The 23,823-nt window shown below is 68.1% G+C and carries 22 protein-coding genes; 11 read left to right on the forward strand and 11 right to left on the reverse strand.

The genetic code is table 11. The features are described 5' to 3' along the window. Position 1: 1 nt before the first annotated feature. Positions 2 to 643, reverse strand: coding sequence for an HD domain-containing protein (locus HYG95_RS11320; RefSeq protein WP_181697944.1), 642 nt, complete (start codon positions 641 to 643; stop codon positions 2 to 4). A 71-nt stretch (positions 644 to 714) separates the two neighbouring features. Continuing rightward, positions 715 to 1,377: a class I SAM-dependent methyltransferase gene (locus HYG95_RS11325; RefSeq protein WP_255495220.1), complete on the reverse strand. Its 663-nt coding sequence runs from the start codon at positions 1,375 to 1,377 to the stop codon at positions 715 to 717. A gap of 98 nt (positions 1,378 to 1,475) precedes the next feature. On the opposite strand from HYG95_RS11325, the gene HYG95_RS11330 reads away from it, so the two are divergent. Then, positions 1,476 to 2,057: a TetR/AcrR family transcriptional regulator gene (locus HYG95_RS11330; RefSeq protein ID WP_181697945.1), complete on the forward strand. Its 582-nt coding sequence runs from the start codon at positions 1,476 to 1,478 to the stop codon at positions 2,055 to 2,057. Here the strand turns inward: HYG95_RS11330 and HYG95_RS11335 are convergent. Then, positions 1,990 to 2,286 (reverse strand): hypothetical protein, encoded by a 297-nt coding sequence (locus tag HYG95_RS11335; RefSeq protein WP_181697946.1) that lies wholly within the window; start codon positions 2,284 to 2,286, stop codon positions 1,990 to 1,992. The genes HYG95_RS11330 and HYG95_RS11335 overlap by 68 nt on opposite strands. Before the next feature lie 134 nt (positions 2,287 to 2,420). On the opposite strand from HYG95_RS11335, the gene HYG95_RS11340 reads away from it, so the two are divergent. From HYG95_RS11340 to HYG95_RS11350, 3 genes are all read left to right on the forward strand, one after another. Further along, complete coding sequence (locus HYG95_RS11340) at positions 2,421 to 3,374, forward strand: nitronate monooxygenase family protein (RefSeq protein ID WP_181697947.1); 954 nt, start codon at positions 2,421 to 2,423, stop codon at positions 3,372 to 3,374. Between the two features lie 38 nt (positions 3,375 to 3,412). Beyond that, positions 3,413 to 3,967 (forward strand): TetR/AcrR family transcriptional regulator, encoded by a 555-nt coding sequence (locus tag HYG95_RS11345; protein ID WP_181697948.1) that lies wholly within the window; start codon positions 3,413 to 3,415, stop codon positions 3,965 to 3,967. Between the two features lie 73 nt (positions 3,968 to 4,040). Further along, complete coding sequence (locus HYG95_RS11350; RefSeq protein ID WP_181697949.1) at positions 4,041 to 5,750, forward strand: alpha/beta fold hydrolase; 1,710 nt, start codon at positions 4,041 to 4,043, stop codon at positions 5,748 to 5,750. Here the strand turns inward: HYG95_RS11350 and HYG95_RS11355 are convergent. Together HYG95_RS11355 and glnA are read right to left on the reverse strand one after the other, a co-directional pair. Further along, positions 5,747 to 7,399: a CocE/NonD family hydrolase gene (locus HYG95_RS11355; RefSeq protein WP_370465758.1), complete on the reverse strand. Its 1,653-nt coding sequence runs from the start codon at positions 7,397 to 7,399 to the stop codon at positions 5,747 to 5,749. The genes HYG95_RS11350 and HYG95_RS11355 overlap by 4 nt on opposite strands. A gap of 185 nt (positions 7,400 to 7,584) precedes the next feature. Then, a complete protein-coding gene (gene glnA / locus HYG95_RS11360) occupies positions 7,585 to 9,021 on the reverse strand; it encodes a type I glutamate--ammonia ligase (RefSeq protein ID WP_067487357.1) in 1,437 nt (478 codons plus the stop codon). Between the two features lie 253 nt (positions 9,022 to 9,274). On the opposite strand from glnA, the gene HYG95_RS11365 reads away from it, so the two are divergent. Together HYG95_RS11365 and HYG95_RS11370 are read left to right on the forward strand one after the other, a co-directional pair. After that, the gene (locus HYG95_RS11365) at positions 9,275 to 9,727 is read left to right on the forward strand and encodes an RDD family protein (protein WP_181697951.1); all 453 of its coding nucleotides are present in this window, start codon (positions 9,275 to 9,277) and stop codon (positions 9,725 to 9,727) included. Positions 9,728 to 9,766: 39 nt separating this feature from the next. After that, positions 9,767 to 10,150, forward strand: coding sequence for a YrdB family protein (locus HYG95_RS11370; protein WP_181697952.1), 384 nt, complete (start codon positions 9,767 to 9,769; stop codon positions 10,148 to 10,150). A gap of 52 nt (positions 10,151 to 10,202) precedes the next feature. Here the strand turns inward: HYG95_RS11370 and HYG95_RS11375 are convergent, their stop codons facing one another. Beyond that, the gene (locus HYG95_RS11375; RefSeq protein WP_067487348.1) at positions 10,203 to 10,949 is read right to left on the reverse strand and encodes a DUF4191 domain-containing protein; all 747 of its coding nucleotides are present in this window, start codon (positions 10,947 to 10,949) and stop codon (positions 10,203 to 10,205) included. 100 nt (positions 10,950 to 11,049) lie between these two features. Between HYG95_RS11375 and HYG95_RS11380 the strand changes: the two genes are divergently transcribed. From HYG95_RS11380 to HYG95_RS11390, 3 genes are read left to right on the forward strand one after another with little or no spacing between them, the layout of a single operon-like run. After that, positions 11,050 to 12,501, forward strand: a complete 1,452-nt coding sequence (locus tag HYG95_RS11380; protein WP_370465759.1) for a M20/M25/M40 family metallo-hydrolase — start codon at positions 11,050 to 11,052, stop codon at positions 12,499 to 12,501. Next, positions 12,498 to 13,331 (forward strand): alpha/beta hydrolase, encoded by an 834-nt coding sequence (locus HYG95_RS11385; protein ID WP_181697954.1) that lies wholly within the window; start codon positions 12,498 to 12,500, stop codon positions 13,329 to 13,331. Before HYG95_RS11380 ends, HYG95_RS11385 begins: the two co-directional genes overlap by 4 nt. A 24-nt stretch (positions 13,332 to 13,355) precedes the next feature. Continuing rightward, positions 13,356 to 13,817: a 6,7-dimethyl-8-ribityllumazine synthase gene (locus tag HYG95_RS11390; protein ID WP_181697955.1), complete on the forward strand. Its 462-nt coding sequence runs from the start codon at positions 13,356 to 13,358 to the stop codon at positions 13,815 to 13,817. Between the two features lies 1 nt (position 13,818). Here the strand turns inward: HYG95_RS11390 and HYG95_RS11395 are convergent, their stop codons facing one another. Together HYG95_RS11395 and HYG95_RS11400 are read right to left on the reverse strand one after the other, a co-directional pair. Next, positions 13,819 to 15,270 carry a metallopeptidase gene (locus HYG95_RS11395; RefSeq protein ID WP_181697956.1) on the reverse strand — a complete coding sequence of 484 codons (1,452 nt, stop codon included), beginning with the start codon at positions 15,268 to 15,270 and terminating at the stop codon, positions 13,819 to 13,821. A 74-nt stretch (positions 15,271 to 15,344) separates the two neighbouring features. Beyond that, the gene (locus HYG95_RS11400) at positions 15,345 to 16,295 is read right to left on the reverse strand and encodes an endonuclease/exonuclease/phosphatase family protein (RefSeq protein ID WP_181697957.1); all 951 of its coding nucleotides are present in this window, start codon (positions 16,293 to 16,295) and stop codon (positions 15,345 to 15,347) included. Between the two features lie 94 nt (positions 16,296 to 16,389). Between HYG95_RS11400 and HYG95_RS11405 the strand changes: the two genes are divergently transcribed. Beyond that, on the forward strand, positions 16,390 to 16,647 hold the full coding sequence (locus HYG95_RS11405; protein ID WP_181697958.1) for a hypothetical protein: 258 nt from the start codon (positions 16,390 to 16,392) through the stop codon (positions 16,645 to 16,647). Here HYG95_RS11405 and HYG95_RS11410 read toward each other — a convergent pair. Together HYG95_RS11410 and HYG95_RS11415 are read right to left on the reverse strand one after the other, a co-directional pair. Further along, on the reverse strand, positions 16,644 to 19,160 hold the full coding sequence (locus HYG95_RS11410; protein ID WP_181697959.1) for a DUF262 domain-containing protein: 2,517 nt from the start codon (positions 19,158 to 19,160) through the stop codon (positions 16,644 to 16,646). The genes HYG95_RS11405 and HYG95_RS11410 overlap by 4 nt on opposite strands. A gap of 115 nt (positions 19,161 to 19,275) precedes the next feature. Beyond that, on the reverse strand, positions 19,276 to 20,271 hold the full coding sequence (locus tag HYG95_RS11415; protein ID WP_181697960.1) for a hypothetical protein: 996 nt from the start codon (positions 20,269 to 20,271) through the stop codon (positions 19,276 to 19,278). A 221-nt stretch (positions 20,272 to 20,492) separates the two neighbouring features. On the opposite strand from HYG95_RS11415, the gene HYG95_RS11420 reads away from it, so the two are divergent. Then, positions 20,493 to 20,696: a cold-shock protein gene (locus tag HYG95_RS11420; RefSeq protein WP_056821080.1), complete on the forward strand. Its 204-nt coding sequence runs from the start codon at positions 20,493 to 20,495 to the stop codon at positions 20,694 to 20,696. Positions 20,697 to 20,755: 59 nt separating this feature from the next. Here HYG95_RS11420 and HYG95_RS11425 read toward each other — a convergent pair whose 3' ends face one another. Then, on the reverse strand, positions 20,756 to 23,767 hold the full coding sequence (locus HYG95_RS11425) for a bifunctional [glutamine synthetase] adenylyltransferase/[glutamine synthetase]-adenylyl-L-tyrosine phosphorylase (protein WP_181697961.1): 3,012 nt from the start codon (positions 23,765 to 23,767) through the stop codon (positions 20,756 to 20,758). Positions 23,768 to 23,823 lie beyond the last annotated feature (56 nt).

A 23,823-nucleotide genomic window follows, 5' to 3' on the forward strand; every position in this document is an offset into this window, starting at 1 on the left:
GTCAGGCGCGTTCGGCCAGGATGCGTTCGGCTTCACCCGGGTCGCACTCGAAGGCGGCGCGCACGGCGGCCACCGCCTGTGCGTGTTCGCCCGCCGCGACGAGCCGGTCGATCTCGGCCCATTGCGCGGACGGCGCGGCCACCTCGGGGTCTAATCGGCGGTCGAGACGTTCCCACATGCGGGCGACCGTCGGGTCGTCGGCGAGCAATCCGCCGAGATGCGCTTTGAAGGTGGGGTGTTCGGTGCGGTACATGCCCATCCAGCTGGAGGCGGGTGGGCTCGCCTGGGCATTGGCCGTGCGGTCGGCGAGTTTGAGGATCACGGCGCGAGGGTGGGCGGCGATCTTGGTGTAGGCGTCCAGGTTTCGGGCCTTGCGGTCTGGACCCACCCCCGTAACCGCCCAGACGAGATCGAGAACCGCACGTCCGAAACGGGATTCGACCTCTTCGGCGGTGACCGGGGTGTCCTCGATGACGTCGTGGAGCCAAGCCGCCACCGCGAGATCGCCGCCGAAGCCGAAGTCGTCGAGGACGCCGCGCACGGCCGCGAGATGGGTGACGTACGGCCGCTCCCCATAACGCTGGTCACCGTGCGCCGCGACGGCGAATTCCCGTGCCTGCGCTTCGCGCTGATCGAACTCCATGCGACACCCCCGTGCTCGATTGCGATCCTGTTGCCCCGACCCTAGCCGAGGGCACCGACAAGTCGGGCCGATCAGCGCTGAGCGGTGCCGGGTGCGGGTTTCACACAGGTGAGAATGCCGGTCTGATAACGGCTCTGGGTGTAGCCGAGCTCGGTGAATCCGATGGCGGCCAGCTGCTCGCGGTAGCGGCGGATATCGACAGCGTCGAAGCCGCCGAACATCGGTGCGAGCAATCGGCGCATCCGTGGCGACGGTGAGGCATCGGCGAGCAGCAACCGACCACCGGGACGCAGCACACGCCACATCTGCGCCAGCGCCTCCGCACGGTGTTGCTCCGGGATGTGATGCATGACGAAAGTGCTGGTCACCACATCGAATTCGGCATCGCCGAAAGGCAATCGCTGCGCGGGCCCCTGCTCGTAGCGGTGATGAGGAGTGCGATCGCGCCGCCGGTTGTCATCGATGGCAGCCGCCGACGGGTCGACACCGACAGCGGCACCGGTCGAGCCCGTGGCGATACCGAGCGTGCGGACGAGTTTCCCTGGGCCGCAGCCGATATCGAGCACACGGTCACCGGTACGGACACCTGCGGCTGTGACGAGCTCGGTGAGTAGCGCGCGATGCCTGCCGAGGAAGAACACGCTGGTGAATACGTTGTAGCGGCGCAGGCCCGCGATGAGCAGGCCGTCGCCGTCGTCGACGAACATGGGAGTGAGAAGCTGATTTCCTGTCATGAACCCATGGTCGGGCGAGGTCGTGGCCGCGACCAGGCGCAAGATATGGCGATCTGTCCGTTTCCGCACAGATCCGGGAAATCCGTCCGGGAGGCACGATGTCCGAGCACACCGATCGCCGCGTCCGGCGCACCCGCGACGCCCTGCACCGCGCGCTGATCGAGCTGATGATCGAGCGTGGCTACGAGCGGGTGACGGTGAGCGACATCATCGAACGCGCCGACGTGGGCCGGTCCACCTTCTACGCCCACTACCGGGGCAAAGACGACCTGCTGCTGGTGAGCTGCACCGAATTCCTGCGCCGCGAAATCGCGAACACCGCGGCCGGGGCCTCTCCGCTCGGCCGGCTGCGGGTGCTGTTCCAGCTCGCGGGCCGGTATCCCGAGGTGTACCGGCCGCTGGTCGGGCCCAAGGCGGCGACCACCGTGATCCATGCCTACCGGCGCGGATTGGCGGACCTGATCGCCGAACTGTTCGAAGAATGGCCGGCGACCACTGTCGCCTTCGTGTCCTGGGGACTGCTCGGCCTCACCGCGGAGATCATCGACCCGGCCGATCCGCTGCCTGCCGCGCGGGCATGGCAGCAGTTCGAGCAGCTGGTGGTGAACGGGATCAGTGGCGGCGCAGATCCGGCCACGGCGGACGGCGCAACAGGGCAAGCGCCAGGATCACGCCGGTGAGCAGACCGATCCACTCCCCCAGTTGGGCAATGCGATTGGCGTCGACCGCGGGTGACCAGTGCGCCCGGCCTTCGTGGATGACGAAGACACCGACGGGCTGCGCGGGCCTGCCGAAGCCGCCGCCGCGAGCGACGGTGATGACGGTGGCACCATCGGCCGTGTCGGTTGGCTCGCCGAAGACCGTCGGCAGTTCGGTGATCGCCTGTTCCAGTCGATCTCTGATCGTCATCCGGACCCCCGTTGGTGTCGATGCGGCAGTGCCGTCGAACATACGCGCGCTGGCCGACAGGTCGCGTTCATTCGGGCTGTCATGATGGGAACTGCCGCGCCCGGCGCCCGTCCGGGACGAGAGGAGCCGCGCCGATGACCCCCGATCCGGTCCTGTCCACCGCCTGGTCGCGCTCGCTCGGGCTGCGGGTCCCGATCGTGAACGCGCCGATGGGCGGCGCGGCGGGTGGACGGCTCGCGGCCGCAGTGTGCGAGACGGGTGGACTCGGCATGATCGGGATGGGCAGTGCAGGATCGGCGCAGGCACTGCGCCGCGAACTGAGCGAGGCAGGCGGCGCCCCGGTGGGGATCGGACTGGTCGACTGGGTACGCACACGCGAAGCCGACCTGCTCGACACCGCTCTCGCCGCCCGGCCACGTGCACTGTCGATCAGTTTCGGAACGGACTTCTCCTGGGTGCCCGAGGTACAAGCGGCGGGCATTCTCGCGATCACGCAGGTCTACGACGTGCCCGGCGCGCACCGAGCACAGGAGGCAGGCATCGACGTGATCGTCGCGCGCGGCAGCGAAGGCGGCGGGCACGGCGCCGACCGACTGGCGCTCATGCCGCTGCTCGACGCGGTCCTCGAGATCGCGAGCGTGCCGGTGCTGGCAGCAGGTGGCATCGGTTCCGGGCGGACGCTGGCCGCGGTGCTGTCCGCGGGCGCGTCGGGTGCGTGGCTCGGGACCTGTCTCGCACCCGCGGAGGAGTCGCTGCTCGGTGAGAACGCTCGGCGGGCCATGCTTGCCGCCGACTCCACCAGCACCGTGGTGACCACCGAATTCGACGAGGCACTCGACCTGCCGTGGCCGCCGATCTATCCGGCGCGGGTGCTGCGCAACGAATTCACCGATCCGTGGACCAGGGCCGAGGGCGACGAGAACCCGCCCGATGTCAACGATCTGCGCGCCGCCATTGCCGCCGACGACCCACGGATCGCGCCGGTCGACGCGGGGCAGGGCGTCGGGCTGGTCACGCATGTGGAACCGGTCGCCGAAACGATCGCGCGCCTCTGCGCTGAAGCCGCGGAACTGCTCACGGCAGACTGATCCTTGCGAAAATATGTTGACCGGTCTAGTTTTGTCTCGTGGGCGCAAAAGGAGCCGAAACCCGGTGCAAACTGATCAGGACCACTCGGTCACTGATCGAATCACGCGGCTACTTCGGCACCGGTCTGAAGCAGATCGTCGAGGACAGCGGAGCGCCACGCGGGTCGCTGTATTTCCACTTCCCCGGCGGCAAGGACGAACTGATCTCGGCGGCACTCACCGACAGCGGCACCGAGATGGCGCAGCTGATCCGCGCGATCGAGGCGGCCGACGCGCGAGAATTCGCCCACACCATGCTCCGGCTGCTCGGCGATCAGCTCGAGGCCTCCGACTGGACCATCGGCTGCCCGGTGGCGGCCGTGGCGCTGGATACCGCGTCGACCAATGACGCTGTGCGACAGACCTGTTCGGACACCTACCGCCTGTGGGAGGACGCCATCCGGGAGCGGCTGACCGCGTTAGGCCACCCCGAGCCCGAACGCCTCGCCACGGCGTCGCTCGCCCTGATCGAGGGCGGACTGGTGCTGGCCAGAGCGCACCGCGATCGTCGACCCCTCGATCAACTGGCCGACACCATCGACCTCCTCGTCTGACCCCGCGGCGCCCGCAGCGGGGTTCTCTTATGACCACAAAATATGCCAGTCGGTCTACTGAAAGTAGGACATCATGGTTCATACCGATTCGATCGTTTTCGGGGCTGCCGGATTCATCGGCCGCTCACTGGTCGCGGAACTACTGCGCACCGGGCACACCGTCACAGCCGCTGTGCGCGCCGGGAGTGAACGCCGCCTGTCCACATGGCTGGCCGAACAGGGCGTGGACACCGCAGACCTGACGATCACCACCACCGATATCGCCGAACCCGATCTCGCACTGGGCGACTCGATCGAAGGGGTACGCGATGTGTACAACGCGGCCGCGTTGATGAAGTTCGGGCTCGACGCCGACGTGGCCCGTCGGGTCAATCTCGACGGTGCGTTGCACGTGCTGGAATGGGCAGCGCGGCAGCCGGATCTGCGTCGTATCGTGCACATCACCGGATACCGCGCCGAGGCCGGACACACCGATTACCGTTCCGGCGCCTACGAGGCCTCGAAGGTCGAAGCCGATGCTGTGCTGCGAAAAGTGGCTGCTGACAAGAACATTCCGCTGACCTTCGCCAACCCGTCCAGCGTGGTCGGTCCGGGGCAGTACTTCGGGCCGGCCGACATGATCGACTTGCTGTGGCGCGGCAAGCTGCCCGTCCTGCCCGGGTCGGCCGACACGTTCATCCCGGTCGTCGACCTGGACTACCTCACCCGTTTCATCGTCGGCCTGCCCACCCTGCCCGACACAGCCGGACGTTCCTACCCGATCCTCGACGCCACGACGCCGAATCTTCCCGAGCTGATTCGACTCGTCGCCGACCACTTGCGTGTCCGCGCACCGCGCTTCACCGTCCCCGCCGAACTGTTGCGGCGGTTGCCCCGGGCGCTCACGGGGACCGATCCCGAGACGCTGTCGTTCGTCAGCAACGACCGATACGACACTTCCGCAGGCGACGAAGTCGCCGCACGGCTGGGAATCGAACAACCACCGGTGGGTGATCTACTGCGGGCCTACGCCGACCGGATCGTCGCCACTCGCAACGGAGCCGTCGAGGGGACGTCGGCTTCCGGTTTCCGAGCGGGAACGTGGCTCAGTGGTGACCACACCGAGCCTGATTATGTGCTGCTGCAAGGAATTCCGCTCGACAGCGATTCCTGGTCCGGTCTCGCCGACGCACTGGAAGGTTCGGTCCTCGCCGCGGATCTTCCGGGCCTCGGCCGCTCAGCCCCATCGGGGATGTCGACCGCCGAGTGGATCGACGACCTCCTCGCGCCGGTACACAGCACACCCGTGCTCGTGGGCCATTCACTCGGCGCCGGCGCGGCTGTCGAATACGCGCTCCGCCACCCGGACCGGGTTTCGCGACTGGTGCTGATCGCACCCTGGTTCCTCCAGTCCCAGCTGCCGTGGATCACCGCTTCGCCCGTCGCTGCCGCTGTCGCGAAGCGGCTTCCGGCCGCGAAACTCGCAGCGCACCTCGGCATTCCGAACGGTGCGGCGATCGAGTCGGCGGTCGCCGGCCTGCGGCGCAACGGAGTCGCCCAGCGAACGTTCGCGATCATGCGGTCGGTACGCCCGGACCGATACCGTGCCGACCTGGCCGCGCAACTCGCCGAGGTCCGGGTTCCGGTCGATATCGTCGTCGGTGCCGACGACCCGCTGACCCAACCGACCACCCACCGGGTCACCACCATCGCCGGTGCCGGGCACTACCCGCAGCTGACCCATCCCGACCAGGTCATCCGCGTGATCAAGGGCTCGGAAATGGCTGTCGCCCAGCGCCCTTAAGCAGGTAGTTCGACTCGCACGGCCGGATCGTTCAGCAGTGCCTGCCCGAGTTCGACGGTTTCGGCACCACGCCACCGCGCATGCCAGGTCGGCACACCACCGGACAGGTTCAGCTCGCGGGCGACGGTGAGCAACGGCAGCTCCACCCGCGCCGCCTCGACGGTGACGCGCGCATTGGTCGGCGTATGCGACCACACGTCGTCGACCACATCGGTGATGCGCACGCCCAGCCGGTGCCCGACAGCCAACCGCGCGTCCTGCCACAGCAGTCGGACCTGCGTTTCGGTGCGAACCGGGGCGATCCCCCGGCTCATCACCGTGGCGCGGCCGTCGGGTGCGATGTCGTAGAGCTCGAGCGCGACCGTCGCCTCGGGCGGGCCGGACAGCGTCAGGGATGCGGTGGGGCGGCCCGCCAGGTGCACCGGCTGGGTGAGCGGATCCGAGATGGACCAGATCTCCCGGTCGGCGCCGGGCAGCAGACCGCGATCGACGTAGGTTCCGGTGCGCAACTGGACCGTCGTGCGCCGCGTGTCGACCGGCGGCCACACGTCTTCGCTGCGCCACCCGCCGTCGAACTGGCCGACGGTGACCGGCGGGCCGGGCACCTCGACGTCGGCGCCGGCCACGTGCCGGTCCAGGAATGCGTACAGTTCGGCGGCGAAATGCGGTGTGCCGCACTTCTCCCGGCAATCGGAGTGGCCCCACTGTCCGAACCAGGCACGATGCTCGCCCGGGCCCCGCGCTTCCCAGGCCTCGATGACCCGGTCGGCGCGGGTATTGGCGTCGAGAAAGCCCTGACCGAGGAACAGCGGAGTGGTGTTGCCGCGCAGGTCCTCGACCATGTCGCGCTCCCGCCAGCCGGGGTCGGAGCCGTTGTGGTTCATGGTGAGCCCGAGGTAACTGTCAGTACAGGCCTGGGTCATCTGGACGGCGTTGGCCTTGTACTCGTCGCTGTCGGCCCAGTGTCCGGGGGTCGACGCGATGGCCAGGTGCTCGCCGCCTGCCATGTCGGCGGGGCGCACACCGTCTTCGGTCAGCGGTTTGCCACCGAACTTCCACGAGGTGCCCTGCATGTACAGGTACGAATACGGGTCGACGACCGGCGCGAACGCCGCGACCGCCGCGAGCCCCTTCGGCTTCTCGGCCAGCGCCATCATCCCGGTCCAGCCCTCATAGGAGGTGCCGACCATGCCGACCCGGCCGGTCGACCACGGCCTGCTCGCCGCCCACTCGACCGCCGCGACCACATCCGAGCGCTCCCCCGGCCCGCCGTAATCAGGGCAGCCGTTGGACCCGCCGAAGCCGCGCAAATCCACGATCACATAGGTGTACCCCGCGCGCAGCGCCCACTCGACCGGCAGATTCTCCGTCGACGGGCCACCACCCGGGCGCGGCACGCTCAGGTACGCCAGGTGCGCACGGTACGGACTCGCCGTCAGCAGAACAGGGGTGCGGGCGTCAGCCGCCAACCCGGCGGGCCGCAACACATCCGCGTGCAACCGAGTGCCATCGGCAGCGGTGAAATACTCCTGCGTCCAGCTGAACTCGACCTCGATCGGTGGCTCATCCGCCGACACCGGCGTCGCCGCGACACCGAACATCAACGCCACGCCGACCACGGCCCGAGCCACCACAACACCCCATCGCACCCGAGCACTATGACCGCTACCGCCCACCCCGTCCAGCCCCGACATCCGGGGGCGCACAATCGACCGGTCACCGGCGGCGGACCACCACAGACGAAAGTCCCCTCCGACGGTGCCGGAGGGGACTTTCGAACTGCGTACCAGCTGCGAACCGAAGGGCCGATCAGGCCCGTTCGCACAGGTCAGGTTTACACGTCGTAGTAGAGCTCGAACTCGTACGGGTGCGGACGCAGGTTCACCGGCGCGATTTCGTTGTCGCGCTTGAGCTGGATCCAGGTCTCGATCAGGTCCTCGGTGAAGACGTTGCCTTCGGTGAGGTAGTCGTGATCCTGCTCGAGGCGGTCGATGACCGTCGCGAGGCTGGTGGGGGCCTGCGGGATGTTCTTGGCCTCCTCGGGCGGCAGCTCGTAGAGGTCCTTGTCGACCGGAGCCAGCGGCTCGATCTTGTTCTTGATGCCGTCCAGGCCGGCCATCATCATGGCGGCGAAGGCCAGGTACGGGTTACCCGAGGAGTCGGGCGCGCGGAACTCGATGCGCTTGGCCTTCGGGTTGTTGCCCGTCACCGGGATACGCACGGCAGCCGAGCGGTTGCGCTGCGAGTACACCAGGTTGATGGGGGCCTCGTAGCCCGGCACCAGACGGTGGTAGGAGTTGACGGTCGGGTTGGTGAACGCCAGCAGCGACGGGGCGTGGTGCAGGATGCCGCCGATGTAGTGACGCGCCAGATCCGACAGGCCGCCGTAGCCGGCCTCGTCGTGGAACAGCGGCTTGCCGTCCTTCCACAGCGACTGGTGCACGTGCATGCCCGAGCCGTTGTCACCGAAGAGGGGCTTCGGCATGAAGGTGACAGACTTGCCTTCCTGCCACGCGGTGTTCTTCACGATGTACTTGAACAGCTGCAGGTCGTCCGCAGCGCCCAGCAGGGTGCCGAACTTGTAGTTGATCTCGGCCTGACCGGCGGTGCCGACCTCGTGGTGGCCGCGCTCGAGCTCGAAGCCCGCGTTCTGCAGGTTGGTCGAGATCTTGTCGCGCAGGTCGACGTAGTGGTCGTACGGGGCGACGGGGAAGTAACCGCCCTTGTTGCGGACCTTGTAGCCCAGGTTGCGGCTGCCGTCCGGGTTGAACTCCTTGCCGGTGTTCCACGAGCCCGAGATCGACTCGATCTCGTAGAACGAGCCGTTCATGCCCGAGCCGTAGCGGATGCCGTCGAAGATGTAGAACTCGGCCTCGGCACCGAAGTACGCGGTGTCGGCGATACCGGTCGAACGCAGGTACTCCTCCGCCTTGCGCGCGATGTTGCGCGGGTCGCGGGAGTAGGCCTCACGGGTGAACGGGTCGTGCACGAAGAAGTTCAGGTTGAGCGTCTTCGCGGCACGGAACGGGTCGATCCGGGCGGTGCTGAAGTCGGGGAGCAGGAGCATGTCCGACTCGTCGATCGACTGGAAGCCACGCACCGAGGAACCGTCGAACGCGAGACCCTCTTCGGCCAGGTCGGCGGTGAACGCCTTGGCCGGGATCGAGAAGTGCTGCTGGACGCCGGGAAGGTCCGAGAAACGGATATCGACGTACTCGATGTCCTGTTCCTTGATGTACTGGATGACCTCTTCGGCCGTGCTGAACGTCACTTGTTCTCCTTACGGATCGGTTCCCAGCCCGTCACGATGCGTGGGTTCGTCGCGACCTGACGTTATGGACGCGGTGTTTCCCTACAGTCAAGGCTGTGTTTCGCCAGTGTTACGCGCATGCCGGGCGACGGTGATGTCTGCCATCCGGGCGCGACCTGCACGCCCAATCCTGCCATCTCCACCCGCGCGCGCTCACGTGACCTCCGTCAATGCGGTCGGGAGCGGGTGCTGACCCGGCTCTATCCTGGAACTCATGGCGCGCATCACCGGCACATGGCTCTCGGGCAATCCCACCGAAGGCGACGACGAGACCTCGGGTTACCCCGGCGAGCTCTACGGGTTGCCTCGCGAGGGCGCGGGGTCGCTTGCCCCGACGTGGCGGCGGGTGGTCGCGCTGTTCGTCGACTGGTTCATCGCGGTGGGCATCGCGGCCGTCATCACCGGCAGTTTCGCGTCGTCGTCGGTGCCGCTGCTGGTGTGGTTCGTGATCGGTGTGCTCGCGGTGACGCTGTTCGGGTTCACCCCCGGCCAGTACTTCCTGCGGATGCGGGTGGCGCGCATCGATGCGCCCGTGCCGGTCGGGTTCGTGCGCGCGCTGGCCCGGCAGGTGCTGGTGTTCTTCGTGGTGCCCGCGCTGTTCACCGATGCCGACGGTCGCGGCATGCACGACCAGGCCACCGGCACCGCCCTGGTCAACGCCCGCTGATCGAGCGCGCGGCGTGCGGCGCGGCAATACGATCAGGCCGTGTCACTGAATCCGGCCCTACTGGCCGTACGTTTTCTCCTCGAACTGATCGCCATCACCTCGTTCGGAGTGTTCGGCTGGCGCGCCTTCGACTCCCCGTGGCGATATCTGCTCGTCGTGGTGCTGCCGGTCGCGGCGGCTGTGCTGTGGGGCACGCTCGCGGTCCCCGACGACCCGAGCCGCAGCGGTGACGCGCCGGTTGCCGTCCCCGGTCCGGTGCGGCTCGGCGTCGAGCTCGCTGTGCTCTTCGGCGGGGCCGCGGCGCTATGGGCAGCGGCGCTGCCCCGGTTGGCGCTGATCTCGGCGGCTGTTCTCGTCGGCTATCACCTGCTGTCCTACGACCGTGTCCTGTGGCTGCTGACCGGCCGCACGCCCCAGGCCTGAAAAAGCGGCGAGCCCGTCACCTTGCACGGTGACGGGCTCGCGACGGGGTGGATCAGCGGCGACGGATGGCGCGTTGCATGCCCTTCATCTTCGCGCCGGGGGGCATCGGGCCCTTCGGCATCGCGGGACCGCCGCTGCGGGAGCTGAGGGCCGAGAGCCTGCCCTCGATCTGGTCGATCCGCTTGACATCGATATTGCGCGGCAACTTGGTGAGGAACTTCTGCAGATCCTTGAGCGGGGTCTGCCCTTCCTCGTTGCCGACGATCACCTCGTAGATGGGGGTGTCACCGATGAGGCGCCCGGTGCGCTTCTTCTCCTGCGCGATGAGCGACTTGACCCGTTGCGGCGAACCCTCGGCGACGAAGATGACGCCCGGCAGACCGATCACGCGGTGCACCGCGTCGAGCTGGGTGGTCGCGGCCACGCCGTTGGCGACCCGCCATTTGCCCTGCAGGTTCTCCAGCACCCACGCCGCCGCACCCGCCTGGCCTTCGGCCTTGCGGTAGACGTTCTTCTGCACGCGCCGCCCGAAGATGATGAAGGCGAACAGCACACCGAGCAGCAGACCGAGCGGCAGCAGGAACCACTGCATGTCGAAGATCAGGCCGATGACGAAGAACACCACCGTCGTGGCCACGAGTGCGCCGATCATCAGCGGCAGCAGCGCCTTGTCTTCCTTGCGCTGCATGTTGAACGCCTGCCACAACTGCTGACGACGTTCGCGTGATGCCTGCTTACGGGCCGCTTTAGCCGCGGCCTTGGCTTCCTTCGACGGCTTGCCGCCCTTGCCTCCTGCCATGGTGTTCAGCTTAGATGCACCGTCGCGCGCCGGTCGGACCGCATGACACTCGCGACGATTCGCCGCACTTTCGGCCGCGTGTCCGGCGAGAATGGCGCAGGTGCGCCCGATCACCGACAACAGTGCCCACTCCCCCGTCACCGACGGTGCCGACGACGAGGCGGCCGAACGGCTGGCCGCGGCCCTGCGCTGCGCGACGGTCTCGACCGACGATCCCGCCCGCAGCGCCGACGCCGAGTTCGCCCGCCTGGCCGAGCACCTCGAGTCCGCGTTCCCGCTGACCCACGCCGAACTCGAGCTCACCCTGTTCGGCCGCAGCAGGCTCTACCGCTGGCCGGGCGTCGAGGAGGGTGTGTCGGCGATTCTGCTGGCCCATCAGGATGTGGTCCCGGCCGACGACCCACAACGCTGGACCCATCCGCCGTTCGCCGGTGTGGTCGACGACGAGTTCATCTGGGGCCGGGGCGCGATCGACGACAAGAGCCGGGTGCTCGCCGTTCTCGAGGCCGTCGAGTGGGCATTGCAGAACGGCATCCGGCCGAGCCGCACGGTCTACCTGGCCTTCGGCCACGACGAGGAGGTGTTCGGTGACGGCGGCGCGGTGCGCATGGCCGAGCACCTGCGCGATCTCGGCGTGCACGCGAATCTGCTGCTCGACGAGGGCGGTGTCATCACCGACGGCGTCGCCGACGGAGTGGACCGCCCGGTGGCCAGCATCATGCTCGGCGAGAAGGGCTACGCGACGGTGCGGCTCTCGGTGACCGAGACCGGTGGGCACTCCTCGATGCCCGGGCGCCAGACCGCGGTGGGCCGGTTGGCTCGCGCGGTGGCCCGGGTGCAGGACCGGCCGATGCCGTTGCGGTTGACGCCGGTGATCGCCGACATGCTCGCCCGGATGCGCGTGGCCCTGCCCGGGCCACGCCGCAAGCTGCTCGGGCTCACCGATTCCGAGGTGCTGTCGCGGCTCGCGGCACCACTGCTCACCCGGATCATGGCACTGGCTCCCAGCACGGAAGCGCTCGTGCGCACGACGACGGCACCCACGGTGATCGCGGGTGGGGTGAAGGCCAATGTGCTGCCGCAGAGCGCGGAGGCGCTGGTGAATTTCCGTATTCTGCCCGGTGATTCGGTCGCGGCCGTCCTCGCGCACTGCCGCCGGGTGATCGGCGACGACGGCGTGACGGTCGAGCTCGTCGGCCCCACGTCGGAACCGTCGCAGGTCAGCGGCGCCGGACCTGCCTACGACGTCATCGCCGACATCGCCACCGATTTGGTGCCGGGCATCGTGACGACGACCGGCCTGGTGCCCGGTGCGACCGACTCCCGCCACTACGACGATTTGGTCGAAACGCGCTGCAACTTCGCGCCGATTGTGCTCGACGCCAAAGACCTGGAACGTATCCACGGAACCGACGAGCGGATCTCACGGCTCAACTACGCTCGGCTGATCGAATTCAATCGGCGTCTGATCCAGTGGCTCGCGTCGAGCGACGCACCCGAGCAGGCCACGACCGGCCGGACAGCGCCCGAGCCGACAGGAACGCAGCAATGACAACCGAGACCGGTGACTTCGCGGGCAACGGCGGCCGAATCGTCTGGCGCGCATGGCGACCCGAGACACCGCGCGCGGTGGTGACGCTCGTGCACGGCGTGGCCGAACACTCCGGCCGTTACGAATACCTCGGCGCCGCGCTGGCCGAGGCCGGGTTCGCGGTGTACGCCCTCGACCATGTCGGGCACGGGCAGTCGGGCGGTCGTCGCGCCAACATCGATTCGATGGACGCCGCCGCCGACAATGTGGCGAGCCTGCTCGACCTCGCGAGCGCCGCCAACCCTGGGCTGCCGCGATTTGTGCTCGGGCATTCGATGGGCGCTCTCGTCGTGCTGCACCTGGCTACCCGCTCGCCCCTCGACGTGACCGGCGTGGTGGTATCGGCGCCGCCGCTCGACATCCCGCTCGGGAACCCGGTGCAGCGGGCCGCCGCACCACTGCTCACCCGGTTCGCCCCGAATCTCGGTGTGCTGAAACTGGATTCGTCGCAGATCAGCCGCGATCCCGACGTGGTTCGCGCCTACGACGACGACCCGCTGGTGTTCCGCGGCAAGTTGCCCGCCCGCACCGCCGTGGAAATCCTGCGTCACGCCGACCTGGTGAAACAACGCCTCGGCTCGCTCACCGCACCGCTGCTCGTACTGCACGGCACCGGCGACGTGATCGCCGCGCCGTCGAGCTCCGACGTACTCGAACGCGACGCGGGCTCGACCGACAAGACTGTGCGCCGCTACGCGGGCTACTACCACGAGGTCTTCAACGAACCCGAGCGCGACGAGGTGATCGGCGACGTCGTCGACTGGCTCACGACCCATATTACCGACAAGTAACTTGTCGGCTAGTAGACTCCGACCATGGGAAACACCACTCCGGGCGCCGTCGCCTTCATCCGTGCCAGCTGGCACAGCTCCATCGTCACCAAGGCACACGAGGGTTTCCTCGCCGAGTACGCCGGTCTGGGCTTCGACCCGGCGGTGGTCGAGGTGTTCGACGTGCCGGGTGCCTTCGAGATCCCGTTGCACGCCAAGCGCCTGGCCGCCACCGGCCGCTACGAGGCCGTCGTCGCGGCCGCCCTTGTCGTCGACGGCGGCATCTACCGCCACGACTTCGTCGCCTCGGCGGTCATCGACGGACTGATGCGGGTGCAGCTCGACACCGACGTGCCGGTGTTCTCGGTGGTGCTCACCCCGCATCACTTCCACGAGCACAGCGAGCACGTGGACTACTACACCAACCACTTCGTGACGAAGGGAGCCGAGGCCGCCCGCGCGGTGGCGAACACCCTCAGCTCCCTCCGATCGCTGCCGGTTTCCTGACCTACTGGAACTGAGTCCAGCAGGCCTGCTCGCCCTGCAGGACGCCGGTGCGGAAGGCCTCGAGGCGCTGATATCCGCTCGGCACCACCTTGCCGTCGACGTCGCCGGCGGCGAGGCCGTCGGCGAGCAGGCCGGAGACCGCTTCGTCGAGGTCACCCGCCGACAGTCGCGGATCACTGCCCGGCTCACTGAGTTTCGTGGTGAGCGCACCCGACAGGCAGGCCGTGCGAAGGCCGGCGGTGGCCGCGCCGGTCAGCGAGACCTTCCGATCCTGTTGCAGCGCAAGGGCGTAGCGGGAGACGAACACCACGGCGGCGTTGTAGTCGCCGGTGACGACCGCCGACAGCGGCTCCTCCTTACCGCTCGCGCCTTCTCCGGCCCGCTTGGCCATGGCGGGCACGTCGGTGCCGATGGTGTTGGACGACGGGCAGTACGAGACCGGTTCGGTCGTGGTCGTTTTCGCGCAGTTGCGGGTGACGCCGCTGTAGTCGAACTTCGGCACGTTCTGCACCGGCATCGACTTGCCGAGCTGGGTGGCGAGCGTGCTGAGCGTTTCCTGGTTCACCGGCAACTGCTTGTCGCGCTCGTCCTCCTCGAAGGTGACCGGCAGTCCCTCGCGGCGCTTGGCGATCTCGTCCTTGTCGATGGCCTTGCACGCCTTGGCGCCGTCGGTGTAACCCATCTGCACCGCGGTGACCCGCTCGAACGCCGAACCGTGGATGGCGTCGGGATCGTTGGGGTCGCGGTCGCGCACGGCGACGGTCGCGCCGAGGACCCCGTTGAGGCCGTCGGTGGTGTTGAGGGTGAAGTGCTTCGAATTGCCTTCGGCCACATGGCGGAGGAACACACCGGCCAGGCAGTCGGCCTGCTGTTCCTTCACCAGGCCGTCCATCAGGAACCCGCGCAGCAGGTCTGCCTGCGCCTGGATAGCGTGCCCGTACTCGTGGGCCAGCACCATCACCACCGACATCTCTTTGTACTTGTCGACCAGCAGCGGCAACAGCACCTCACGGTCCCAGCCGATGGTGTGGTCGAGCGGGCAGTAGGCCGCGTTGACCAGCTTGTAGGTACTGCCGAAGCAGAACTCCACCGACTCGGCCTCCGAGGCACGCGCCGACCACGAGATGTACTTCGAGGCGGGCTTGAAGTCGCCGCGGAAAGTCTTGGGATACTCCCCCTGCCAGTACTCTTCGATGTCGGCGATCGCGTTCATCGCGAGCTTGTCGATGGCACCGTTGTCGGTGTTCTCGGCCTTCTTGTCGGTGTCGGGCACACCCGGGCGTGGGCCGCTCGGTCCCTCGCTCGAGGTCGCGCCCGCCACCTCCCACGGGTTGTCCTGCGTAGGTACCGCCTGGTCGCCGGCGACGGTGTTCGCCGTCGAGCAACCGGTGACCAGCACCCCCACGCTCATCAGTGCCGCGGCCACGGCCACGCCGAACCGATGTCTTCTCATACGCTGTCCTCCCCGGAAAATGACGCGGACACGAAGCCTCCGCTGTCGAGCGCTCACATGGTAATCCAGAAGTGTCAGCGGTCCATTCGGAGCGTGGCGAGCACAGCGCGGTGGTCGGTACCCGGAAGGGTCAGTGTACGAACGTCTTCGGCGACGCCACCGGCGACGAGCACGTAGTCGATACCGAGCAGCGGACCCCAGCGGCGGTCGGCGGGGTAGGTGAGCAGGATGCCGTCGCCGGTCTGGTCGGCGGCCGAGGCGAACGGGCCGTCGAGCAGTGCCCGGTAGGCCGAATGATTCTGGGTCGCATTGAAATCCGCGCCGACGATCGCGGGCGCGCTGGTGGCGGCGAGGATCTCGTCGACCCGGCGCATCTCGTTCGACCACGCCACGAAGTCGAGGTTCGGCGGCATCGGATGGAAGGCGAACACCGAGATCGGGCCGCGCTGCGGGTGTTCCATGGTCGCACCCAGGTTGCTCATCACGAATCCGTCGAATTTCCGGGTGTCGCGCAAGGGGTAGCGGCTGTAGATTCCGGTGCCGCCGCCGCCCGCGTGGGCCGCTTCGAGGTAGACGTGCGGAAGCTGCTCCTCCAGCCCGGCCGCGCGCAGCGCCGTGATCGCGTCGAAGGTCAGTTCCTCGACGGTGAGTAGGTCGACGTCGTTGTCACGCACCGTCGAGACCACCGCCTTCGGGTCGGCCTTGCCGAAGAGGATGTTCGACTGCAGCACAACCACTTCCGGCCCGTCGGCGGCGCGCGCCTCGGGAACGTAGGACGGCACGACCAGCGCGCCCGCCCCCACCAGCACCGCGGCCCCGACGGCGGCACTGCGCCAACCGCGCGCGAGCAGCAGCAACACCACCCCCACCACGGCGCCGAGCATCAGCCACATCGCCCCCGAAGCCAGCAAGACCAAAGATTTCTGCTGCCAGTTCCCGACGTGCAACACGATCCCGGCCACCGCCGCGATCACTGCGCCCCACCCCAGGACGAGCAGTGCTCGATCCATCCATTCACGCATCATGCGAGCAGCCTAAGCGGGCACGCATCGGGCCTCGCTGTGGTGCCTCTGAGGATTCTCTGAGGGGCATACACTGGCCGCCGAGAAGGAGGTGGCCGTGTACATCGAACAATTCAGTGCCGCCGGGCAGCTCACCGAGCAGGCCGTCGAGAACCTGATGACCGTCGCGACGAGCCGCACCCCCGCGATCACCATGACCGTCGGTACCCGGACCGTGCAGCTGCCGGTCCTGCCCGTCTGCTGGCCGGAACTCGACGTACGCGCGGGCACCCCGATCACCGTGGAAACGGCCGACCCCGATGCCCTGCGCGAGTTCGTCACGACCTTCCAGCGCGTGACCGGCGCACCGGACTAGAGGGGCATGCCCGCTTCGATCCAGTTGTAGGCTTGGATCTTTCGCGACGCCGGATCGTTGACGACCTGATTGATGAGGTCGTTGATCTGATCGGTCGACAGCGGATAACCGTAGTGTTCGGCCGCGCCCGCCGAGGCCCAGAGCGAAGCGAACAGGCCCGGCCCGCCCAGGATGTGGGTGAGCGCGTTGGCCACCTCGTCGACGGTATCGATGACGCCGTGCACCAGGGCGATCGCGATGTCCTCGTCACCGGGGACCGCACCGGGCGCCAGGGCACCGGACTGGACCGCCCGCTCGGCGAGCCACTCACGCGGGATCAGCGGGTTGGGGCCGATGGCGTCGCCGAGGTAGTAGCGCCATTCCCCGGGGTTGCCCTGGTCGAAGGCGTGGATGTAGAAGGTGCGGGTGAGCGCCCACAGCGCGATGTAGCGCAACGCGACCTGTTCGGGACTGAGTTCCACCACCTCGGGACCGCTCGCCCGGTCCTGCTCGAGCAGCGCCCACGAGTAGGTGAACCAGACCAGTTCGGAATTGCCGACCCAGGTGGCGGGCAGCCGTTCGGCCAGCGCGGCCACATCGGCGGCGGGACCGTCGAAGCCGGGGGCGCCGGACGCCTCGGCACGCAGGTTCTCCACGTAGCCGCGCAGGGCGTCGACGGAGGTGAACACCGCGTAGCCCAGCTGGGAGAAGCGGGTGAGGTCGGCGTCGGCCGGTTCGAGCAGCAGCACCACGGGCATCCCGACACCGGGCTGCAGGCCCTCGGGCCAGAACGCCTCCGCCACCGCGAGTTCGCGGCCGGTGATGGGGTCGGAGACCTCGCTGTCGAGCAGCGGGAAACCGAAGCCGTCGGCGACGAGGTCCTCCACGAGGGCGTTCACCTGGTCGACGGCCGGGTCGCCGACCGTCACACCGGCGACGCCGACCGTCAGCAGCGTCGGCCGGTGCAGGTTGCCCGTGCGCAGCTTCTCCAGGAACGTATCGGCCGCCCGCGACAGCTGCATGCGCCGCGCGCGCAGGAATTCGCGATAGTTCTCCACGCGCCAGAGGTTGGGGTCGGTGGGAATCCACTGCGAGGCGAGGACGCCCGGGTTGCGCCGCTCCATCTCCGCGAAGTAGTCGGCCGGTTCACGCTCGCCCACTTCGGCTTCCGAGCCGGGACTCAGGAAGCAGAAGTTGGCGATCGCATTGATCTCGTTGCGTTCGTAGCCGTATTCGCGCAGCAGGGTTTTGGGGAACAGGTAGTGCACCTGCACCGGGGTGCGGTCGCCGAACTGTTCGATGCCGAGTTCGGTTCCCGTGCCGAGATCGCGCGATCCGTCCACCCGGGTGAGCAGATACAGCAGCGGATAGAAACGCGAACCACGGGTTGCGCCTGCGAAGTCGTCGGCGCACAGGTCGAGCGAGCCGCCGCGCAGGCGTTCCAGCGAGGCGATCAGCGCGTCGATACCGCCGCGTTCGAGGGTGTCGTAGTCCTGCTGCAGAAAGGTCTCGGTCGACCCGCTGAAGCGGCCCCACAGCGCCGAATGGATGTACCAGTACAGCACCCGGTCGCGGTGCAGGTCGTTGTCGAACTGCCCGCCGTTGAGGAAAAGCAGCCGGGTGATGACCGGAATCGCGTAGCGGCCCATGAGGACTCGGTCGTGGTCGAGGCCGAGCCTGCCTGCGACGGTGTCGAGGAAGGTGTCGACCTGACGCGCCGACTCGCTCAGCGCCAGCTCGAATTCGGCGGGTTCGAGGTCGCCGAGCGCGTCGAAATGGGAGCGCCCGTTGCCGACCGCGATCACGTTGCGCAGCAGCCAGTCGAGGGTGAAGGTGTAGCCGTCCTTGTCCCAGCGGATCAGGTGATCGCGCAGGTTGCCGCGCGCCTGCGGCCACTGGGCGCACAGGGTGGCCAGCGCCAGGTCGCCCTTGGAGAGTTTGGTGCCGCCGGAGTTCACCCGGTTGAAGATGTCGACCACCTCGTCGACCGTGCGATCCGAGCCGGTGATGGTCTCGACATTGAACTCGCGGTGGGTGATCTCGCGCAGCTTGTTCAACCGGTCCAGGTACAGCGCCAGCGTTTCCGGCGACTCGTCGGGGAACCTGGACATGTAGTGCATCGGGCCGAGCGCGAACAGTTCGGTGACATCGATCCACGCCGGACTGATGTCACGACCTGGCACCTGGAACTCGAAAAGCTCACGCTCGACATCGAAATGGAGGCCGGTGAACGCGACGGCGTCGCCCTCGAAGAACGACGGCGCCTTCCCGCGCACGATGCCGTAGAGGGTGGTGATGCGCTGCTGGCCGTCGAGCAGCAGCTGCCGCAGGCCCGAGCCGGTGGCCGTGCCGCGCACCGCGATGTCGTCGGATCCTGTCTCCCACACCAGCAAGCCACCGACCGGGTAACCCAGGTACAGCGACCGCATGAGCCCACGCACCTGATCGCGGTTCCACACGTACCCGCGCTGGAACTCCGGCAGCAGCACGGCCCCGGAATCGATCTGGTCGAGCAGGGTGGACAGACGTGTCACGACAGCCTTTCGATCGCGTTCCTCCTAGCGGCGAACCGCCCCATCGTCGCACGGATCGTACCGACAGGCTCCGACATCCCAGCGCCCGAACAGGACTGGCAGGTCGAGTGCCGCGCTACCCGGTCCCGGCCACCGCGGCACGGAACTCCGCCGAGGCGTAGAACGGTGCGAGCCTGCGTCGCAACAGTGCGTCGAGATAGCCGCGTTCGTCGAGCTTTTCGAGCACCGACGGGCCGAAACGCAGTGCCTCCTCCATGATGTCGGCGCGGCTCACGCCGAGCTCGGCCAGGAGTTCGGTGAGCGCGGTGTCGCCGTACTTGTCGAAGACGTGGTCGATGCCCTCGTCGAGCAGGGCGTGGAAGTAGTCGGTGTCGCGGAAGGAGCGCCAGAACTCGAAGGCGAGCACGACGATGTCCTCGACGTCGTCGGCCGAGACCACTTCTCGGAAGGTGCCGACCGAATCGCCGACGTGCTTGCGCCAGGTCTCGCGGGCGGTGTCGATGAGTACCTCGTCGGCGTCGTTGCTGTTGCCGCGCAACACGAATCGCGCACCGGTGCGGGTGATGCGCCCGACGCCGTTCTCGATCACGGGCATCGCCGGTTCGGCCAGCCGCGACAGCGCACCACGTAGCGAGGCGGCCAGCCCGCCGCCCTCCACATGGCGCCCGTCGTCGACCGCGGTCACCACCGCGCGCTGCACGGCCTCCACGCAGGCGTCGACGGTGACGGGACTGTTCAGCACCATGCGCAGGACCCGGTGCGTCACCTCCATGCCCGCGATCGCGTCGACGAGGTCGTCGAAGTGGCGGGTGTCTACGACCTCGCCGACCTCGATCTCGTCGTTGACGCGATGGTTGTACAACCGCGCGGCCACCTCACCGACGAGTTCGGGGATGGCGCCCTCGACGGGGAACTGCACCGCGTACTTGTGCGCGACGGCCTTGATCTGCTCGCGGGTGACGGCCTCGGCCAGGGTGAGCACGTCGGCCTCGGCGAGCGCGCCGTCCACCTCCTCGGTGATCAGTTCGAGAAAACCCGCGGGATCGCGCAGCCGCTGCTTCTCGAAGGCCACGTGTGCGTCGAGTACCCGCATGGCGAGGTCGATGTCCATGGTGCCCAGATTGGCACACTTCGCGACGGTTGGTGAGGGAGGCCGAAGGATGACCGAAACCGCGTGCGACACGCCCGGGGATTTCCGCAGACTCCGCCCATACGGTGGTGTGATGCAGTCGGATGCGCGGTTTGCTGACGAGTGTGGCATACTTGGACGCTGAGACTGGGCTGATCGCAAGTGATCGCCGTGGCTCACCTACGGAAAAGACTTTTAAAAACATGACTCAAGGCACTGTTAAGTGGTTCAACGGCGAAAAGGGCTTCGGCTTCATCGCCCAAGACGGAGGCGGCCCCGACGTCTTCGTGCATTACTCGGCCATCGGCGGCTCGGGCTTCAAGTCGCTCGAAGAGGGCCAGCGCGTGGAGTTCGAGGTCGGTCAGGGCCAGAAGGGCCCCCAGGCTCAGGACGTCCGCGCCATCTGATTTCGGCGTGATGCTGTAGAAAGGCCCCGCACCACTGGTGCGGGGCCTTTCTCATGTCCTCATACCCCGAAGACCCGCTCGACGACGGCCCTGGCCCGGCGCGTGATGCGCAGGTAGTTGTCGAGGAATTCACTGCCGTCGTCGTTGGGCCAGCCGGCCACGCGCGCCACCGCCGACAGCAGTCGGCCTGGACCGGGCAGCTGATCGGTCGGCTTGCCCTTCACCAGCACGAGCGCGTTGCGGGCCGCCGTCGCCGTGAGCCACGATTCCCGCAGCAGCGCAACGTCTTCCGGCTCGAGGATGCCCTCGGCTTCGATCACGTCGAGCGACTGCAGTGTCGAGGTGTTGTGCAGGCCGGGCACCTCGTGGGCGTGCCGCAGCTGCAGTAGTTGCACCGTCCACTCGATATCGGCCAGGCCACCGCGACCGAGTTTGGTGTGGGTGGCGGGGTTGGCGCCGCGCGGCAGACGCTCGGAATCCACGCGCGCCTTGATACGGCGGATCTCGCGCACCGCCTCGGGCGACACCCCGCCTGCCGGGTAGCGCACCGGATCGATGACGTGCAGGAATCGCACACCCAGGTCCTGATCCCCCGCCACCTGGTGTGCGCGCAGCAGCGCCTGCACCTCCCACGACTGAGCCCACTGGGCGTAGTAGGCCTGATAGGCCGCGAGTGTGCGAACCAGGGCGCCCTGACGCCCCTCGGGGCGCAAGCCCGCATCGACCTGCAGCGGCGGGTCGACACTGGGGGCACCGAGCAGCCGCTGCACGTTCTCCGCGACATTGGTCGCCCACTTCACCGCGGTCGTCTCGTCTTCGCCGGGGCGTGGATCGCACACGAACAGCACGTCGGCGTCGGAACCGTAGCCGAGTTCCTTACCGCCGAGCCTGCCCATGCCGATCACCGCGATGTCGGCGGGCGCGGGGGCGCCACGCTCGGCTTCCGAGGCCCGGATGACAGCGCTGAGCGCCGCCTCGAGCACGGCCACCCAGACCGACGACAGCGCCGCGCACACCTGCGGCACGTCGAGCATGCCGAGCAGGTCGGCCGAGGAGACCCTGGCCAGTTCGTGCCTGCGCAGCGAACGAGCCGCCGCCACAGCGCGTTTCGGGTCGTCGTAGCGGGCGGCGGCGGTCTGGATGCCGCGCGCCACGTCCTCGGGTTGCGGTCCGAGCAGCTGTGGCCCGCCGGGGCCGTCGGCGTACATGCGGATGGTCTCGGGGGCGTTGATGAGCAGATCGGGCAGGTACTCCGAGGAGCCGAGCACGATCATCAACCGCTGGGCGATGGCGCCCTCGTCGCGCAGTTCACGCAGGAACCAGATCTGGTCGTCGAGCCCCTCCGACACCCGGCGGTACGCGAGCAGGCCCGCGTCGGGATTCGGTGTGTCACCGAGCCATTCGAGCAGTGTCGGCAGCAGCAGCGCCTGGATCCGGCCCTTACGCGACACTCCACCGGTGAGCGCCTTGAGGTGCCCGAGCGCGTTCTCCGGGGCGGCGTAACCGAGGGCGGCGAGCTGGCGCACGGCGGCGTCGGGGCTCAGGCGGAGCGCGTCGGAATCCATCCGGGCCACCGCGTCGAGCAGCGGCCGGTAGAAGAGCTTGGCGTGCAGGCGGCGCACCCGCACCGCGTTGCGGCGGATCTCGGTGTCGAGCACGCCGACCGCGTCCTGACGGCCGTCGGGCCGGATGTGGGCGGCGCGCGCCAGCCAGCGCATGCCTTCCTCGTCGTCGGCGGCGGGCAGGGTGTGTGTTCGTTTCAGCCGCTGCAGTTGCAGGCGGTGCTCGAGCAGGCGGAGGAATTCGTAGGAGGCGGTGAGGTTGGCGGCGTCGTCGCGGCCGACGTACCCGCCCGCCGCGAGCGCGGTGAGCGCCTCGACGGTATTGGTGACGTGCAGCGAGTCGTCGACCCGCCCGTGCACCAATTGCAGTAGCTGCACGGCGAATTCGACATCTCGCAGGCTGCCCGCGCCGAGTTTGAGTTCGCGTTCGCGCAGGTCGGCGGGCACCAGGTCTTCCACCCGGCGGCGCATGGCCTGCACGTCGGCGACGAAGTCGGGGCGTTCGGAGGCGGCCCACACCATCGGCATGAGCGCGTCGCGGTACTGCTGTCCGAGTTCGAGATCACCGGTCATCGGCCGGTTCTTCAGCAGGGCCTGGAACTCCCAGGTGCGGGCCCAGCGCTTGTAGTAGGCCAGATGCGAATCGAGGGTGCGCACCAGCGCACCGGCCTTGCCCTCGGGGCGAAGCGCGGCGTCGACCTCGAAGAAGGCCGAACTCGCGACGCTCATCATCTCGGCGGCCAAGCGTGTGGCGGTGGCGTCGGCGGGCTCGGCGACGAAGACCACGTCCACATCGCTGACGTAATTCAGTTCGCGCGCACCGCATTTGCCCATCGCGATCACCGCGAGGCGCACCGGAACCTCGCCGTTCTTGCAGACCCGCGCCACCGACACCGACAGGGCGGCGGTGAGCGCGGCGTCGGCCAGATCCGACAGGTGCCTGCCGACCACTTGATACGGCGGCACCGGTTCGTTCTCGACGGTGGAGGCCAGGTCGATCGCGGCGAGGAGCATGAGCTGATCGCGATACCGGTCGCGCAGCAACGCGATCGACTCGGGACCGGAGATACCGGCCCGGAACAGCATGGGGCCCGCGTTGGGGCCGGTCTCGGGTTTCGCGTCGACGGCGTCGAGCAGGTCGGCGATCAGTTCGTCGCGATCCGGAAGCCGACTGGCGCGCAGCACTTTCCAGCGCTGCGGTACGGCAACGAGGTGATCGCCGAACGCCGTCGAGGAACCGAGCAGCGCGAACAGCCTGCCGCGCAGCGTCGTTTCCGAGCGGATCGCCGAATCGAGTTCGCCCCACTCGTTTCCGAGCGCTTCGCGCAACCGCACGAGGGTGGACAGGGCCAGATCGGCGTCGGGCGAACGTGACAGCGCCCAGAGCACGGGCACGCCGTCGACATTGTCCCAGCCGAGCTGGTGCAGGGAGTCCGCCGCGGTGGGTTCGAGTAACCCGAGCCGACCTACGCCGGGAACAGTGGAGCGGGCAGTCGGTGGCCGAACCATGCGTCAAAACTTACATGGTCCGGGCAACGACAGCGTCACGCCGGATCCCCCGGCGC

The sequence above is a fragment of the Nocardia sp. GTS18 genome (assembly GCF_013839555.1).
Lineage (GTDB): Bacteria > Actinomycetota > Actinomycetes > Mycobacteriales > Mycobacteriaceae > Nocardia > Nocardia rosealba.